The sequence below is a fragment of the Saccharopolyspora sp. NPDC002686 genome, from assembly GCF_040295745.1.
Taxonomy (GTDB): Bacteria; Actinomycetota; Actinomycetes; order Mycobacteriales; family Pseudonocardiaceae; genus Saccharopolyspora; species Saccharopolyspora oryzae.
This window is the reverse complement of the sequence record NZ_JBEOVY010000035.1, coordinates 1-15,455: the sequence shown is the minus strand read 5'-3', so window position 1 is coordinate 15,455 and position 15,455 is coordinate 1. Positions and strand designations below refer to the sequence as shown.

The 15,455-nt window shown below is 70.9% G+C and carries 12 protein-coding genes; 7 read left to right on the top strand and 5 right to left on the bottom strand.

Annotated features, from left to right (window positions below):
* Positions 1-11: 11 nt before the first annotated feature.
* From ABTZ89_RS07195 to ABTZ89_RS07180, 4 genes are all read left to right on the top strand, one after another.
* On the top strand, positions 12-494 hold the full coding sequence (locus ABTZ89_RS07195; protein ID WP_270949419.1) for a SitI3 family protein: 483 nt from the start codon (positions 12-14) through the stop codon (positions 492-494).
* A gap of 213 nt (positions 495-707) precedes the next feature.
* Positions 708-1,733 carry a 6-phosphofructokinase gene (locus ABTZ89_RS07190; RefSeq protein ID WP_351041306.1) on the top strand — a complete coding sequence of 342 codons (1,026 nt, stop codon included), beginning with the start codon at positions 708-710 and terminating at the stop codon, positions 1,731-1,733.
* A 339-nt stretch (positions 1,734-2,072) separates the two neighbouring features.
* Positions 2,073-3,545 carry an MFS transporter gene (locus ABTZ89_RS07185; RefSeq protein WP_351041270.1) on the top strand — a complete coding sequence of 491 codons (1,473 nt, stop codon included), beginning with the start codon at positions 2,073-2,075 and terminating at the stop codon, positions 3,543-3,545.
* 167 nt (positions 3,546-3,712) lie between these two features.
* Positions 3,713-5,101, top strand: a complete 1,389-nt coding sequence (locus tag ABTZ89_RS07180) for a class II 3-deoxy-7-phosphoheptulonate synthase (protein WP_270953016.1) — start codon at positions 3,713-3,715, stop codon at positions 5,099-5,101.
* Positions 5,102-5,206: 105 nt separating this feature from the next.
* Here ABTZ89_RS07180 and mptB read toward each other — a convergent pair whose 3' ends face one another.
* On the bottom strand, positions 5,207-6,769 hold the full coding sequence (gene mptB / locus ABTZ89_RS07175; protein WP_351041266.1) for a polyprenol phosphomannose-dependent alpha 1,6 mannosyltransferase MptB: 1,563 nt from the start codon (positions 6,767-6,769) through the stop codon (positions 5,207-5,209).
* Between the two features lie 158 nt (positions 6,770-6,927).
* Positions 6,928-8,907, bottom strand: a complete 1,980-nt coding sequence (gene pknB, locus ABTZ89_RS07170; RefSeq protein ID WP_351041263.1) for a Stk1 family PASTA domain-containing Ser/Thr kinase — start codon at positions 8,905-8,907, stop codon at positions 6,928-6,930.
* A 169-nt stretch (positions 8,908-9,076) separates the two neighbouring features.
* Between pknB and ABTZ89_RS07165 the strand changes: the two genes are divergently transcribed.
* Positions 9,077-9,442 (top strand): Rv2175c family DNA-binding protein, encoded by a 366-nt coding sequence (locus tag ABTZ89_RS07165; RefSeq protein WP_270953019.1) that lies wholly within the window; start codon positions 9,077-9,079, stop codon positions 9,440-9,442.
* A 43-nt stretch (positions 9,443-9,485) separates the two neighbouring features.
* Here the strand turns inward: ABTZ89_RS07165 and crtI are convergent, their stop codons facing one another.
* The gene (gene crtI, locus ABTZ89_RS07160) at positions 9,486-10,952 is read right to left on the bottom strand and encodes a phytoene desaturase family protein (protein ID WP_351041260.1); all 1,467 of its coding nucleotides are present in this window, start codon (positions 10,950-10,952) and stop codon (positions 9,486-9,488) included.
* Complete coding sequence (locus ABTZ89_RS07155; protein WP_351041257.1) at positions 10,952-12,028, bottom strand: polyprenyl synthetase family protein; 1,077 nt, start codon at positions 12,026-12,028, stop codon at positions 10,952-10,954. Before ABTZ89_RS07155 ends, crtI begins: the two co-directional genes overlap by 1 nt.
* 161 nt (positions 12,029-12,189) lie before the next feature.
* Here ABTZ89_RS07155 and ABTZ89_RS07150 point away from each other — a divergent pair, with 161 nt between their 5' ends.
* The gene (locus ABTZ89_RS07150) at positions 12,190-13,059 is read left to right on the top strand and encodes a methylenetetrahydrofolate reductase (protein WP_270953024.1); all 870 of its coding nucleotides are present in this window, start codon (positions 12,190-12,192) and stop codon (positions 13,057-13,059) included.
* A gap of 4 nt (positions 13,060-13,063) precedes the next feature.
* Here ABTZ89_RS07150 and ABTZ89_RS07145 read toward each other — a convergent pair whose 3' ends face one another.
* Complete coding sequence (locus ABTZ89_RS07145; RefSeq protein ID WP_351041254.1) at positions 13,064-13,756, bottom strand: DUF3153 domain-containing protein; 693 nt, start codon at positions 13,754-13,756, stop codon at positions 13,064-13,066.
* A gap of 98 nt (positions 13,757-13,854) precedes the next feature.
* On the opposite strand from ABTZ89_RS07145, the gene ABTZ89_RS07140 reads away from it, so the two are divergent.
* The gene (locus tag ABTZ89_RS07140; protein WP_351041251.1) at positions 13,855-15,426 is read left to right on the top strand and encodes a DUF885 domain-containing protein; all 1,572 of its coding nucleotides are present in this window, start codon (positions 13,855-13,857) and stop codon (positions 15,424-15,426) included.
* Positions 15,427-15,455 lie beyond the last annotated feature (29 nt).

The following is a 15,455-nucleotide window of genomic DNA, read 5'->3' as shown; positions in this document are numbered from 1 at the left end:
GGACGGCGCACATGGCTGTTTCCTACAACCTCGATATGGCGACGCCGACCCCCGTGGCGACGGTCGCCGGAGAATTGCACGACTTCGCTCGGGCCATCGGGCTGTTCGATGCGCCGGTCACTCCCGAACAGCTGCTTATTGAGGGAGCGGTGAGCAGGCTTGGAACGTGGATCAGGGTCGTCGAGGCCAGGCCGAGGCCGCAGAACGCGGTGAGCAGCGATCTTGGATTCACCCCTGCGGTGACGGTGGTGTTCCGCCTCGACAAGGACGGCGAGGTCTCCGATCAGCAGGACGACATGATCCGGCTGGTCTCCGGCCTGCTCGACCGGATCCCGGGTGACGCGGTGCTGCACTCGGACTTCGACGAGATCTGGTTGCTGCGCCGCGGTGACGACCTGAGCCTGAGCGAGCAGGCCGACCTGTGGCCACCGCACCGCTTGGCGGCGGTATCCCAGCGCTACCGCCACGCCACCCACACCTTCTCCGAGGAGTGATTTCCGAACGGTCGGAGGAGCGGGCATCTGATCTTGGTTCGTGCACCTGCCGGAAGCGACCACGTCGCTCGCCTGTTCCCACCGCTGGTCCGTTGCCCGGTAAATACGCGGTTACTTGCTGCAACGATCCAGTCCGTGCCAGGCTGGTGGTCGAGGGGAGACCTCGATCACACCTGGCTCACTGAGGAGGCGGCGAGAACCATGCCCGCAGGAATGCGTGTCGGAGTGCTCACCGGTGGCGGCGACTGCCCCGGTCTCAACGCGGTGCTCCGGGCGGTGACCCGCAAGGGGATTTCCGTGCACCAGCACGAGGTCCTGGGATTCCGCAGCGGGTGGCTGGGCCCGGTGGAGGGCCTGGTCGCGCCGCTCACCCTGGACCGCGTGGAGGACATCCTCAACCGCGGCGGCACCATCCTCGGCTCCTCGCGGACCAACCCGTACAAGGTCGACGACGGCATCGCCAGGCTCAAGGCCACCCTGGCCGAGCACCGGGTGGACGCGCTGATCGCGATCGGCGGCGAGGACACCCTGGGCGTCGCCGAGCAGCTCACCCACGACGGGGTTCCGGTGGTCGGGGTGCCCAAGACGATCGACAACGACCTGGACGCCACCGACTACACCTTCGGCTTCGACACGGCGGTGCACATCGCCACCGAGGCCATCGACCGGCTGCGCACCACGGCGGAGTCGCACCACCGCGCGCTGGTGGTGGAGGTGATGGGCCGGCACGCCGGCTGGATCGCCCTGCACTCCGGTCTGGCCGGTGGGGCCAACGTGATCCTGGTGCCGGAGCAGCCGTTCAGCGTCGAGCAGGTCTGCGAGTGGGTGGAGCAGCGCTTCGAGCGCCAGTACGCGCCGATCATCGTGGTCGCCGAGGGCGCGGTCCCGGAGGGCGGCAAGGAGCTGCTGGTCACCGGCGAGCGCGACGCCTTCGGGCACGTCCGGTTGGGCGGGGTCGGGACCTGGCTGGCCGACGAGATCGCCAAGCGGACCGGCAAGGAGTCCCGCGCGGTGGTGCTCGGCCACGTCCAGCGCGGCGGCACCCCGACGGCCTACGACAGGGTCCTGGCCACCCGCTTCGGCCTGCACGCCATCGACGCGATCACCGAGGGCGACTTCGGGAAGATGGTCGCCCTCCGCGGCACGGACATCGTCCGGGTCCCGCTGCGCGAAGCGACGGCCCAGCTCAAGACGGTCCCGCCCGAGCGCTACGCCGAAGCCGAAGTCCTCTTCGGCTGAGGGCCTGCCGCCGACCCGTCCGACCCTCACCTCGCCCGGTTAGGCCGCAGTTTCAATTGAAACTGCGGCCCAACCGGCGTGTCAGAGCCCGACACGCCGACACCTGTGGACAACTCCCCGCAAATTCAATGGAAATCGGACGTCCGATTTCCATTGAATTTGCGCACCCCGGCACCGGACTCGGCCGCACGGCGGTGCTCGGTTCCAGCATGTGGACGCATCTGTTCCACCAGTTAGGCTGATCCCTCGCGACTGGGCGTTGGGGCCGCACGCGGGCCACGCCCGTGCACCGTGCTCCCTCCGCGCCCGCGCAAGATCGTCCAACGCGAAGGGGATGCTGTGTCCACGCAACCGGTCGCCAGCGGGGAGCAGGTGCTCATCCGCTCGGCTCGGGACGTCACCGATCTGGTCAACTCGGGCGCCGCGCGGGGCAGCCACGCGAAGATGATCGTGCTGCTGGCGCTCGGCGGCATCTTCCTCGACGCCTACGACCTGACCTCGCTGGCCTACGGCATCACCGACATCAAGCAGCAGTTCGGCCTGTCCCCGGTCGGGGCGGGCGCGGTCACCGCCTCGATCAGCGTCGGCGCGATCCTCGGCGCCTGGCTCGGCGGCGTCCTGGTGGACCGGCTCGGCCGCTACCGCGTGTTCATGGCCGACATGCTGTTCTTCGTGGTCTCCGCGCTCGGCTGCGCGCTCGCGCCGAACATGGAGGTCCTGATCGTCTTCCGGTTCCTGATGGGCTTCGGCGTCGGCATGGACATCCCGGTGGCCATGGCGTTCCTGGCCGAGTTCTCCCAGCTGCGGGGCAAGGGCAGCAAGGGCTCGCGCACCGCCGCCTGGTCACCGGCCTGGTACGTGGCCACCAGCGCCTGCTACCTGGTGATCATGGGCCTGTACTTCGCGCTGCCCGACCAGCACCACGACCTGCTGTGGCGGTTCACCGTCGGCTTCGGCGCGGTGCCCGCGCTGGTCATCCTGCTGGTGCGCAACAAGTACATGAACGAATCGCCGTCCTGGGCGGCCAACCAGGGCGACCTGGAGCGGGCGGCGGAGATCCTGCGCAAGTCCTACGGCGTCAACGCCGCGGTCGCCCCCGATGCGGAGGTGGCTGCTCCGAAGGCGGAGCGCAGCGGCCTGCGCGACTTCGCGCGGCTCTTCGAGCGCCGCTACCGCGGCCGGACGTTCCAGGCGCTGGCCATCGGCCTGGCCCAGACCTTCGGCTACAACGCCGTCGCCTACGGCCTGCCGATCATCATCACCAGCATCCTCGCCCAGGGCGCGCTCAACACGATCACCGCATCGCTGGTGCTCAACCTGGTCTTCGCGGTCACCGGCGGGCTGCTCGGCATCCGGCTGGCCAACAAGACCGGGGCTTGGAAGCTGACGTTCCTGGGCTTCGCGGTGCAGCTGACTTCGCTGGTGGTGCTCGCGCTGATCGGCAAGCCCTCGGCCACCGCGTACGTGCTGTTCGCGATCTTCGCGCTGGGCGCGTTCATGTTCGCCCAGGCGTCCGGCCCGGGTGCGCACTTCATGAGCTTCGCCTCGCTGAGCTACCCGACGGAGATGCGCGGTACCGGCATCGGCTTCAACCAGGGCACGCTGCGGGTCGGTTCCACGATGGCGCTGTTCTTCTTCCCGGTGCTCAGCGCGGCCCTCGGCAGCGGGGTGTTCTGGGTGATCGCCCTCGCCCCGCTGATGGGCCTGGTGGCCCTGCTGGCCAAGCGCTGGGAACCGGTCGGCTACGACGCCGACGCGGTCGAGGCGCAGTGGCAGCGGGAAGCCGTTGACGAGACGCCGTCGCGCGGCTGAAGATCAGGTTCCGGCGGGTCGGGCTGCGGCTCGTCCTGTCAGGACGAACCGCTGGGATCTCCGCGAGCTCGGCTAGGCCTACTGAATCGAGTCCGGCTGGGCTTCCGCATCGTGGGACGTGCTTCCCGGGGTAAAACCACTGGCGCCGACCGCCTATTCTGGGAAACGTGAACTGGACCGTCGACGTCCCCGTGGACGACCTGCCCGAACTGCCGCCGCTGCCGCCCGAGATGCGCGCCCGGCTCGACGACGCCCTGGCCCGCCCGGCCGCCCAACAGCCCAAGTGGCCGGACCAGGAGCAGGCGAACAACGTCCGGAAGGTGCTGGAGAGCGTTCCTCCGGTGACCGTCCCCTCCGAGGTCGACCAGCTGCGCCAGCACCTCGCAGCGGTCGCCAGGGGCGAAGCCTTCCTGCTCCAGGGCGGTGACTGCGCGGAGACGTTCGCGGACAACACCGAGCCGCACATCCGCGGCAACATCCGCACCCTGCTGCAGATGGCGGTGGTGCTGACCTACGGCGCGAGCATGCCGGTGGTCAAGCTCGGCCGCCTCGCCGGGCAGTACGCCAAGCCGCGCTCCAGCGACACCGACGCGCTGGGCCTGCCGTCCTACCGCGGCGACATGATCAACTCGCTGGTGGCCACCGAGGAGGCGCGCCGCCACGACCCGTCGCGGCTGATCCGCGCCTACGCCAACGCCAGCGCCGCGATGAACCTCTCCCGCGCCCTGACCAGCGCCGGGATGGCCGCGCTGACCAAGGTGCACGACTGGAACAAGGACTTCGTGCTCAACTCCCCGGCTGGGGAGCGCTACGAGTCGGTGGCCGCCGAGATCGACCGCGGCCTGCGCTTCATGGCGGCCTGCGGGGTCGACGACTCCAGCCTGCACTCGGTGCAGTTCTACGCCAGCCACGAGGCGCTGGTGATGGACTACGAGCGCGCCATGCTGCGCCTGGACACCACCGGCGAGAAGCCGCGGCTGTTCGACCTGTCCGGCCACTTCCTGTGGGTGGGGGAGCGGACCCGCCAGCTCGACGGCGCGCACGTCGCCTTCGCCGAGCTGATCTCCAACCCGATCGGCATCAAGATCGGCCCCGGCACCACGCCGGAGCAGGCCGTGGAGTACGTCGAGCGGCTGGACCCGAACAACGAGCCGGGCCGGCTCACCCTGATCAGCCGGATGGGCAACGGCAAGGTCCGCGACGTGCTGCCGGGGATCGTGGAGAAGGTCACCGCCTCCGGGCACCAGGTGATCTGGCAGTGCGACCCCATGCACGGCAACACCCACGAGGCCAGCACGGGCTACAAGACCCGCCACTTCGACCGGATCGTGGACGAGGTGCAGGGCTTCTTCGAGGTCCACCACCGCCTCGGCACCCATCCCGGCGGCATCCACATCGAGCTGACCGGTGAAGACGTCACCGAGTGCGTGGGCGGCGCGCAGGACATCTCCGACGCCGACCTCTCGGGCCGCTACGAGACGGCCTGCGACCCGCGCCTGAACACCCAGCAGTCCCTGGAGCTGGCGTTCCTGGTCGCGGAGATGCTCCGCGGCTGACCCCAGCTGACGAGGAGGCCCGGAACCCGCGCGGTTCCGGGCCTCCTTTCGTTGCCGTGAGCGTTTTGGGTCGTCATAGCGACCCAAAGTGCTCACGGGAGTTGGTCAGGCCTGCCGTTGGTGCACGGGGGTGCGGGAGAGGCGTCCGAACGCTTCGCTGAGGCCCAGCGGGTCGTAGTGCACCAGCGACCGGGCGCCGAGCACCGCCGCACCGATGCCCACGGCGACGAACGACCAGTTGTACATCGCCTGCTCGCCGTCGGGGTAGTACGCCAGCACCAGCGCGATCGACGCCCCGACCACGTAGGACAGGGCGCGCGGGGTCCAGGCGAACGCCGCGCCCAGCGCGAGGCCCCAGGTCGTGTACCAGGGCAGCAGGACCGGCGACAGGAACGCGCCGAAGCACAGGACGATCGCCGCGCGGCGCACCGCTTCGGGCCCGCCTTCGCGCGCCTGCCACCAGTTCCAGGCGAGGATCGCGACCAGCAGCAGGGAACCGAGCGTGCGGGTGGCGCCCACGAACGGCCAGATGTTGGCCTCGCCGAACAGCGACACCAAGCTGTGCACCGCCTGGCCGACGGCCGTCGGCGCGGACAGGTAGTTGACGATCATGCCGGGCGCCGACAGCGCCCCCAGCCAGCCGAAACCGACCTTGGCCAGCAGCGTGCACCCGCCGAAGACCACCACGAAGATCCCGAGCGAGGGGGCCACCGCGCGCAGGAACCGCTGCCACCGCGGACCGGTCAGCCGGGACGCCCAGATCCACACCAGGAACGGCAGCGCCAGACCGGCGGTGGCCTTGATCGCCATCGCCGCCGAGGCCAGCGCCATCCCGCTGGCGTGGCGGCCTTCCAGCACCAGCAGCGTGCCGACCGACAGCAGGCCGATCATCAGCATGTCGTTGTGCGGGCCGCCGACCAGGTGCACCACCGTCATCGGGCTGGCCGCGACCAGCCACAGCGCCACCGGCAGCCGGCCGCCGAGGTGGCGCACCAGTCCGGGCAGCGCGCAGATCAGCATCACCAGGCCGCCCAGCAGCACCAGCCGCATCACCACGACGCTGATGATGATGTCGTGCCCGGCCAGCAGGATCACGCCCTTGGCCACGCCCATGAACAGCGGCCCGTACGGCGCCGGCGTGGTCTGCCAGGTCGGGTGCACGTTCTCCGGGATCGGGCCGGTGAGCGCGGCCGGACCGACGCCGTAGGGGTCGAGCCCGTTCAGCGCCAGCAAGCCCTGGCCGAGGTAGCTGTAGACGTCGCGGGTGAACAGCGGCGGGGCGATGAGCATCGGCACCAGCCAGGCGACCGTCGCCCACAGCACGCCGCGGGAGGTCACCAGGTGGGCCAGCACGCCACGGCCGAGCCGCACCCACGCCCACACCAGCAGGGCGAACCCGATGTAGACGACGGTGACGGCGACGTCGTGACCGTGCCCGTAGCGCAGCACCGACATCGGACCGGTGCCCAGGACCGGATCGTGCACGAGCGTTCCGGCGGCGCCGAAGGAACCGATCAGCAGCAGCACGGAACCGATCGCGCCCAGCGCGATGGTGCGCAAGGGCAGCGGACGGCTCTCGTGCCGTTCGCCAGCGGCCTGGTCGGCTGTCGTGTTGTTGGCCTGCTCGGGCCAGTCGGGTGCCGACTCGGTGGAAACAGTCGGGGGCATCGTGCTCCCAATATTTCCACAACCGACCTCCGGCTCGGCTGTGACCAGGCGAGATCGCCCGAGTCGCCGCCGATCAGGTGAAGCCCGGGAGGCGGGTAGCCGCAGGTAGATCCCACATCGGGAAAACGTTACGCAACCCGATGGAGATCAGGATCACATCACAGCGCGGTGACGTGGATCTCGCTTCCCGGCTCGACCTTGCTGCCCGGCAGCGGGTACTGGCCGAAGATGACCATGTTCTCCCGGTGGAAGATGGCGTTGACGTTGAGCCTCAACCCCAGCGCCGCGACCTGCTGCTGCGCTTCTTCCACGCTGACCCCGTTGAGGCTGGGCACGGTCACCGCGTTCGACAGCTTCACCCCGATGCGGGGCTTGCCGACCAGCTTGACCTCGGTGCCGATCTCCGGATCGGTGCCGATGACGTGGTCGGCGGCCACGTCCGAGTTGAACTCGCGGCCCAGCTCGTAGGGCTCGAAACCGGCGTTGGCCAGCGTGGCGAAGGCGTCGTCGCGGCTCATCCCGCGCACGTCGGGCACCGGCACCGGCGGCGGACCCTTGCTGACGATCAGCGACACCTCGCCGCTGATGTTCAGCGGGGTGCCCGGCGCCGGGTCGACGCTGATGACCCGGCCTTCCGGCACGCTGGTGTGGAACTGGTCGGCCGACTGGTCGTGCTTGGGCTGCAGCTTCGCGTTGCGGATGATGCTCTCGGCCTCGGCCAGCGGGGTGCCCTCGGCGATCTCCGGCACCTTCGGCTTGCCCAGAGACACCACGAGGTCGACGCTGCTGCCGCTGCGCACCTGCGAACCCTCGCGCGGGTTCGAGCTGATGACGACGCCTTCCGGCACGTTGTTGTCGTTCTCGCGGGTCACGTTGCCCGTCAGCTCGAGGTCCGAGAGGGCCTTCTGCGCGGCCGCCTCCTGCTGGCCGACGAGCTTGGGCACGTCGACGTAGCTGCCCAGGCCGAGCCAGAACGCCGCACCGCCCACGAGAGCGGCGAGCACCAGGACGATCGCGGTCCAGATCGCGACGGTCCGCCGCCCGTTCCTGCGCTCGCGCACCGGTCCCGCCGGAACCGCCGCCATCTCCTGGGTGAAGTCGTCGTCGGTGGTCGGGCGCAGCATCGCCCGGGTCGGATTCGGCTGCTGCGGCGGCGGTGCGGCCTGGACGGCCGGGATCTGCGCGGTCGGCGGATCAGCCGCGACGGCGGGCATCAGGGTGGTGTGCTCGGCCGACTCGGGGACCGGCACCGGGACCAGCGAGATGCCGAGCTCGTGGCGCGCCTGCTGCAGCTCGGTGAGGAACGCCTCGGCGCTCTGCGGGCGCTGCGCCGGATCGCGGCGGGTGGCGCGAACCACCAGGTCGTTGATGGCCGGCGGGAGGTCGGGGACCTGCTCGGCCGGCGGCGGGACGTCGTCGTTGACGTGCCGGTAGGCCACCGACAGCGCGGTGTCGCCGACGTAGGGCGGCCGGCCGGTGAGCATCTCGTAGAGCACGATCCCGGCCGCGTAGACGTCGGTGCGCGCGTCGGCGGCGCCGGTGGTGACCTGCTCGGGGGAGAGGTAGGCGACGGTGCCCAGGATGACGCTGCCGCTGGTCGTCCCGGCCTCGGCGGCCGCGCGGACCAGCCCGAAGTCGGCGACCTTGACCGAGCCGTCGGTGCTGATCAGCACGTTCTCCGGCTTGACGTCGCGGTGCACCATCTCGGCCTGGTGCGCGGCCTGCAGGGCGGAGAGCACGGGCTCGATCACGCTCAGAGCCGTCGCCAGCGGCAGCGGCCCGCGCTCGTCCATGATCAGGTCGCGCAGCGTGCAGCCCTCGACCAGCTGCATCACCAGGAACACGTGCTCTTCGCCGGTGCCGTGGTCCACGCCCTGGTCGTAGACGGCCACGATGTCGGGGTGGTGCAGCTTGGCCGCTGCCCGGGCCTCGCGTTCGAAGCGCTCCACGAACGACCGGTCGCCGGAGTACTGCGCGTCCATGACCTTGATCGCGACCGGCCGGTCCAGCCGGGTGTCCAGGCCCCGGTAGACGGTGGACATGCCACCGCGGGCGATCAGCGCGTCGACCCGGTACCGGCGTTCGAGCATGGCTCCGACGAGGCTCGCGCCGCGTTCTCGCCGTGTCTCTGAAGTCATTTTCCGCCAACCGCCGGGTAACCGTTCCTCCCCGATTGTGGCAGGTGCGGACGACACGCCGGGGCCAGGCCGTGGGATGGGTCATGATCTTGGTCGGATGTCGCGGTGGGTGGATCTCCTGGCCGGTGGCGCTCGGCGTCGGACCCCTCGATGTGGCAAGGTATGCAGCGTGAGTGCGATCCCCGCTGCCCCGGATGTGCTCGCTCCCGATGTGGAGGTCGTTCCGCTGGAGGCCGTCGCTGAACGGCTCGGGCGGTCCGTGACCCGGGTGCACCAATTGATTCGTGATGGACATCTACTGGCTCTGCGCCGCGACGCCGTGCTCGGCGTTCCCGACGTGTTCCTCGCCGGCAACGAGATCGTGAAGGGCCTGCCCGGCACGATCACCCTGCTGCGGGACTCCGGCTACCACGAGGACGAGATCCTCCGCTGGTTGTTCACGCCGGACGACTCGCTGCCGGGAACCCCGATCGACGCGCTCCGCGGCGACCGGGGCCGAGAGGTAAAGCGCCGGGCTCAGGCCATGGGCTTCTGATCTGTTCGTGAGCGGCGACGGTGGTTTGAGCGACCATCGCCGCTCACGACCCGACGATCCTCTGCGCTGCGAGCTTCCCGGAGATCAGGACCGGTGGCACGCCGACTCCCGGCGTCGTCCCGGAGCCCGCCAGCACCGCGTTGCCCAGACCGCGGACCAGGTTCCGCGGCCGGAACGGGCCGGTCTGCGGGAACGTGTGCGCGGCCGAGAACGGCGTCCCGGCGGCATGCCCCTGAGCTGCCCAGTCCGCGGGCGTGACCAGCTCCTGCACCTCGATCGAGGAGCCGAAGTCGGTGAAGCCGCGCCGCTCCAGGGTGCGCAGCAGCTCGTCGCGGTATGCGGGGCCGATGCGGTCCCAGTCGAACTCACCGGTCGCCAGGTTCGGGCACGGCGCGAGCACGTAGTGCAGCTCGCGGCCTTCCGGCGCCAGCGTCGGATCGGTCGTGGTCGGCCGCGTGACCAGCAGCGATGGGTCGCTCATCAGTGCGCCGTCGCGGATGATCTCGGTGAACGTCCGGTTCCAGGCATCGCCGAAGGAGATCGTGTGGTGCGCGTCGGACCAGCTGCGCGTGGTCCCCGCGTGCAGCACCACGGCCGACGGTGACCAGCGCAGACGCCGCCGCGGCCGCTGTCCGAGCAGCCGGTGCACCACCGGCAGGTCCGGGGTCAGCACGAACGCGTCGGCCTCGATGCGTTCACCGGCGGCAGTGCGCGCGGCGACGAGCCAGTCGCCCCGCCGCTCCAGGTCGGTGACCTCGGTGTCGTACCGGAACACGACGCCCGCGTCCGCAGCTGCGTCGGCGAGGGCTTGGGGCACCGCGTGCATCCCGCCGCGCGGGAACCACACGCCGTTGATGGTGTCCATGTAGGAGATGACCGCGTACAGCGCGAGGGCGCGGCGCGGGTCCAGGCCGGCGTAGAGCGCCTGGAACGAGAACACCCGGCGCAGCCGTTCGTCGTGCAGGAAGCGGCCGATCGCCGGGCCCAGGCGGCCGAAGCCGCCCAGCGCGGTCAACCGGGCCAGCTCCGGCGACACCAGGTCCAGCGGGGAGTCGAAGTTCGCGTCGATGAACCGGTGCATCTCCGCCCGGTACACCTCGGTCAGCCACTGCCGCAGCCGTCGGTAGCCGGCCGCCTCGGCCGGTCCGGCGAAGCGGCGCACCTCCTGCTCCATGGCACCGGCGTCGGTGTGCACGTCCAGCGTCGAACCGTCGGCGAAGCGCGCTTGGTACGCCGGGTGCAGCGGGATCAGGTCGAGGCGCTCGGCCAGCGAGTCGCCGACCGCGTGCAGCGCTTCGTCGACCAGCTCCGGCATGGTCAGCACGGTCGGGCCGGTGTCGATGCGGTAGCCGTCCAGCCGGTGCAGCCCGGCGCGGCCGCCCGGCAGCGGCGCGCGCTCCACCACCGTGACCTGCCGACCGGCCCCGACCAGGTGCAGCGCGCTGGCGAGCCCGGCAAGGCCGGCGCCGAGGACCAGCACGTGGTCGCTGCGGCCGGTGGTGGTGCGCATCAGCGGGTGCGGTCGGTGACGGCGACGGCCAGCTCGGCGAGCCGCGACGCGGCGGGTTCGGCCAGGTTCGCGCCGTGCAGCGCGAGCAGCGCCGATCCGGTCAGGTCGGTGATCCGCTTCTCCACCGCGGCCACCGCGCCGAGGCGGGTGAGCACCTGCCGCGCCTGCTCGACTCGTTGCTCGTCCAGCTCGGGGTCGCCGAGGACGCCGTGCAGCAGGTCCAGCGCTTCCTGGTCGTTCTGCTCGCGGGCGGTGGCTGTCGCTTCGGCGATCAGCACGGTCCGCTTGCCCTCGCGCAGGTCGTCACCGGCGGGCTTGCCGGTCACCCCGGGGTCGCCGAAGACGCCGAGCAGGTCGTCGCGCAGCTGGAAGGCGACGCCGATGTCGGAGCCGAACCGGCGCAGCGCCTCCAGCGCTTCGGGGCTCGCTCCGGCGATCTCGGCACCGAGCTCCAGCGGGCGCTGCACCGTGTAGGACGCGGCCTTGAGCTGGCAGATGCGCAGCGCGGCTTGCGGGGTCTCGTCGCCCCGGACCTGGCCGAGCACGTCCAGGTACTGCCCGGCGAGGACCTCGGTGCGCATCGCGCGCCACGGCCGCAGCGCCCGACTCAGCGCCTCCGGCGAGATGCCCGCGCCGTGCAGCATGTCGTCGGCCCAGGCCAGCGCCAGGTCGCCGAGGAGCACGGCACTGGCCATGCCGAACTGCTCGGCGTCGCCGGTGAATCCGGACTCCTGGTGGACCTGCTCGAACTTGCGGTGCACGGTCGGATTGCCGCGCCTGGTGTCGGACTCGTCGATGAGGTCGTCGTGCACCAGTGCGCACGCCTGGATCAGCTCCAGGGCGCTGGCGGCGCGCAGCATCGCCACCGCGGCCGGGCCCTCGGCGCTGCCGCCGGCCGCGCGCCAGCCCCACCAGGCGAAGGTGGGGCGGATCCGCTTGCCGCCGTTGAGCACGAAACCGGACAGCTCGGCCACCGCAGCCCCGAAGGCCGGGTCGAGGTCGAGGGCCTCGGACCGGCGGGCCTGCAGGAATTCGGTCAGCTTCTGCTGGACCTGATCGGGAAGGCTCGACTCCACGACGGTGTCCTTGCTGGTTGCTTCTGCGGTAACCGAATGTGATGGGGTCACAGCCCCATCCTCCGCGATGCCCTTCGCGTTCGGCTGCCCGGGCTACCGGTTAGCTCCCAGTCGTTGGGAAGACTTCGGAGCGTAGTTGATTTGTCCCTATGCTGAGCGGCATGGCAGTGGTGGTAGATCGGTTGCGCACCGAGCGGACGACCTTCTCGGTGGAGTTCTTCCCACCGCGCAACGACGACGAGGAACGCGTTCTCTGGCGGGCGGTGCGCGAGCTGGAACCGCTGGATCCGGCGTTCGTCTCGGTGACCTACGGTGCGGGCGGCTCCAGCCGGGACCGCACGATCCGCACCACCGGGCGCATCGCCCAGGAGACCACCCTGACCCCGATGGCGCACCTGACCGCCGTCGACCACTCGGTGGCCGAGCTGCGCAACGTCATCGGCTGGTACGCCGCGTCCGGCGTGCGCAACGTGCTGGCGGTCCGCGGCGACCCGCCGGGCGACCCGAACGGCGAGTGGGTCCGCCACCCGGAAGGGCTGGAGCACGCCGACGAGCTGGTGCGGCTGATCCGCGAGCTCGGCGACTTCTGCGTCGGGGTCGCGGCGTTCCCGCACGGGCACCCGCGCTCGGCCGATCTCGACGTCGACGCCGACCACCTGGTCCGCAAGGTCCGCGCGGGTGCGGGTTTCGCCGTCGCCCAGCTGTTCCTGGAACCGGAGTACTTCCTGCGGCTGCGCGATCGGATGGCCGCGCGCGGCTGCGACGTGCCGCTGCTGCCCGGCGTCATGCCGATCACGACGCCGCGGGTGCTGTCGAAGTTCGGCGAACTGGCCGGCGTCCCGGTGCCCGGCGCGATCGAGGACCGGCTGCTCCCGCTGGTCGACGACCCGGCCGGATTCCGCCAAGCGGGGGTGGACGTGGTGACCGAGCTCTGCGCCCGCCTGATCGACGAAGGCGTCCCGGCGCTGCACTTCTACACCCTCAACCGCTCCAAAGCGACGCGCCAGGTCGTGGCCAACCTCGGCCTCTGACCGGTCAGCTCCGCGGGTAGCTGGGTTCGTCGGCGGCCTGCTCGGCGCGGTTGCGGAGGTGGTTCCGCAGGGCGAGGACCGCGACCAGCGCGGCGGCGACGAAGGTGAGGACCACGACCAGCACGGCCCAGCCGACCCAGTCCGCGCCCGCGGAGTTCGAGAACTGGTAGATCGCCGACATCTCGGTGACCGCGCCCGGCTGCAGCGTCCAGCTGACGGTGCCCGCCGACTCCTGGCCGTTGGTGTTGGTGATCTCGCCCGGCGCGCTGAGCTTCAGGTCCACCGCGGAATCGGTGTCGGCCAGCGGGGTCAGGTCCACCGAGCCGTCGAAGATCACCAGCGAGCCGGACCGGGACAGCTTCAGCTGGTACCGGGAGTCGGACTGGCTCAGCCCGGCGGCCAGCTCCTGGACCTCCTGGAAGGTCAAGTCGTGGAAGGACAACCGGGACCCGACCCGGCCCTCGTCGCGGTACGGCGCGATCTCGACCCGGTCGGCCAGCGAATCCGGCGGGTGCAGCTGGAACGGCACCTGGCCGTCGGGGGTTTCGGTGGCCACCAGCACTTCGCCGGACACCAGGTCGTCACCGGAGACGTTCATCGAGGCGTTGACGCGCAGGCACCCGCCGAGCAGCGTGCCGAGCACGGTGATCAGCACCAGCAGCGATGCCGCGCGGCGGCGCGGTCCCTTGGCCTCCACCTGCGCGATCTTCGCATCCAGCAGCCGATTTCGCCGAGCGCGATACCCCTTCGTCGTAGTGCGGGTGCGGGTCGGGGACCCGCGATAGCGTGGCCGCCATGGGAGTTGACCACAACGGCGTGCACGAGATCAGCGATCGGTTCGTCGACGAGCTGGCCGCGCTCGACCCGATCGCCGCGACGTACCTGGGTGTGCCAGGTGGGGAAGAAGAGCTGACCGACTACTCGCCGGACGGGCACCAGGCCCGCGCCGAGCTGTCCCGCCGCAGCCTGGCGGCGGTGGAAGCCGCTGAGCCGCGCGACGATTCGGAGCGCATCGCCCAGGCGGTGTTCTCCGAACGGGTGGGGCTGGACCTGGAACTGCACGAGATCGGCGCGGACATGTCCGCGCTGAACGTGATCGCCTCTCCGGCGCAGGAACTGCGGCAGGTCTTCGACCTGATGCCGACCGACACCCCGGACCACTGGCGGACCATCGCCCGACGGCTGTCGAAGATGCCCGAGGCGCTGCTGGGCCTGCGCGTCGGCCTGCTGACGGCGGCCGCGGACGGGAACGTGTCGGCGGCGCGCCAGGTCCGCAAGGTCGCCGAGCAGTGCGACACCTGGTCCGGCCGCAGCGGGCAGCCGTCGTTCTTCGCGGCGATGGTGGAGCGCGCCGACGGCGTGGACGAGTCGCTGCGCCGCGACCTGGACACGGCGGCGGAGTCGGCGGCCGAGGCCTACGCCGGGCTCGCGGACTTCCTGCGCGGCGAGCTGCTGCCGAAGGCGCCGGAGAAGGACGCCGTCGGCGAGGAGCGGTACCGGCTGTGGTCGCGGTACTTCACCGGCGCCCGGCTCGACCTGCGCGAGGCCTACGAGTGGGGCTGGGCGGAGTTCGCCGGCATCGAGGCGGAGATGAAGCAGATCGCGGACCGGATCAAGCCGGGCGCGACGCTGGCCGAGGCCGCCGCGGCGCTCGACGCCGACCCGCGCTACCAGGTCCGCGGCCAGCGGGCCTTCGAGGAGTGGATGCAGCGGCTGTCCGACCAGGCGCTGCAGGACCTGCGCGGCACGCACTTCGACATCCCGGACCCGCTGATGGAGCTGGAGTGCCGGATCGCCCCGCCGGGCGGCGGCGTCGGCGCCTACTACACCGGGCCGACCGAGGACTTCTCCCGTCCGGGCCGGATGTGGTGGTCGGTGCCCGCCGACAAGGAGGACTTCCCGACCTGGCGCGAAGTGTCCACCGTGTACCACGAGGGCGTGCCGGGACACCACCTGCAGGTGGCGACCGCGGTGCACGAAGCGCAGCGGCTGAACAAGTTCCAGCGGTTGGCCTGCTTCGTCTCCGGCCACGGCGAGGGCTGGGCGCTCTACGCCGAGCGCCTGATGCGGGAGCTGGGCTACCTCGAGGACGACGGCGACCTGCTGGGCATGCTCAACGACCAGCTGTTCCGCGCGGCGCGCGTGGTGGTCGACATCGGCATGCACCTGGAGCTGGAGATCCCGGCGGGCACCGGCTTCCACGAGGGCGAGCGCTGGACCCCCGAGCTGGGCCTGGAGTTCATGCTCGACCGGACGATCACCGACCCGCAGCACGTCCGCGACGAGATCGACCGCTACCTGGGCTGGCCCGGCCAGGCTGGCGGCTGCTGGACCGCCCGACCTTCGACCGTTTCGCCGGTCGCCTGATGCGGGCGTGGTGGCGCCGCTGGTGGACC

Coding starts and splice junctions, on each gene's coding strand:
- ABTZ89_RS07195 (WP_270949419.1), top strand. CDS start 12: ATGGCTGTTTCCTACAACCTCGATATGGCGACGCCGACCCCCGTGGCG.
- ABTZ89_RS07190 (WP_351041306.1), top strand. CDS start 708: ATGCGTGTCGGAGTGCTCACCGGTGGCGGCGACTGCCCCGGTCTCAAC.
- mptB (WP_351041266.1), bottom strand. CDS start 6,769: ATGCCCCCGACTGTTTCCACCGAGTCGGCACCCGACTGGCCCGAGCAG.
- pknB (WP_351041263.1), bottom strand. CDS start 8,907: ATGACTTCAGAGACACGGCGAGAACGCGGCGCGAGCCTCGTCGGAGCC.
- crtI (WP_351041260.1), bottom strand. CDS start 10,952: ATGCGCACCACCACCGGCCGCAGCGACCACGTGCTGGTCCTCGGCGCC.
- ABTZ89_RS07150 (WP_270953024.1), top strand. CDS start 12,190: ATGGCAGTGGTGGTAGATCGGTTGCGCACCGAGCGGACGACCTTCTCG.
- ABTZ89_RS07140 (WP_351041251.1), top strand. CDS start 13,855: ATGGGAGTTGACCACAACGGCGTGCACGAGATCAGCGATCGGTTCGTC.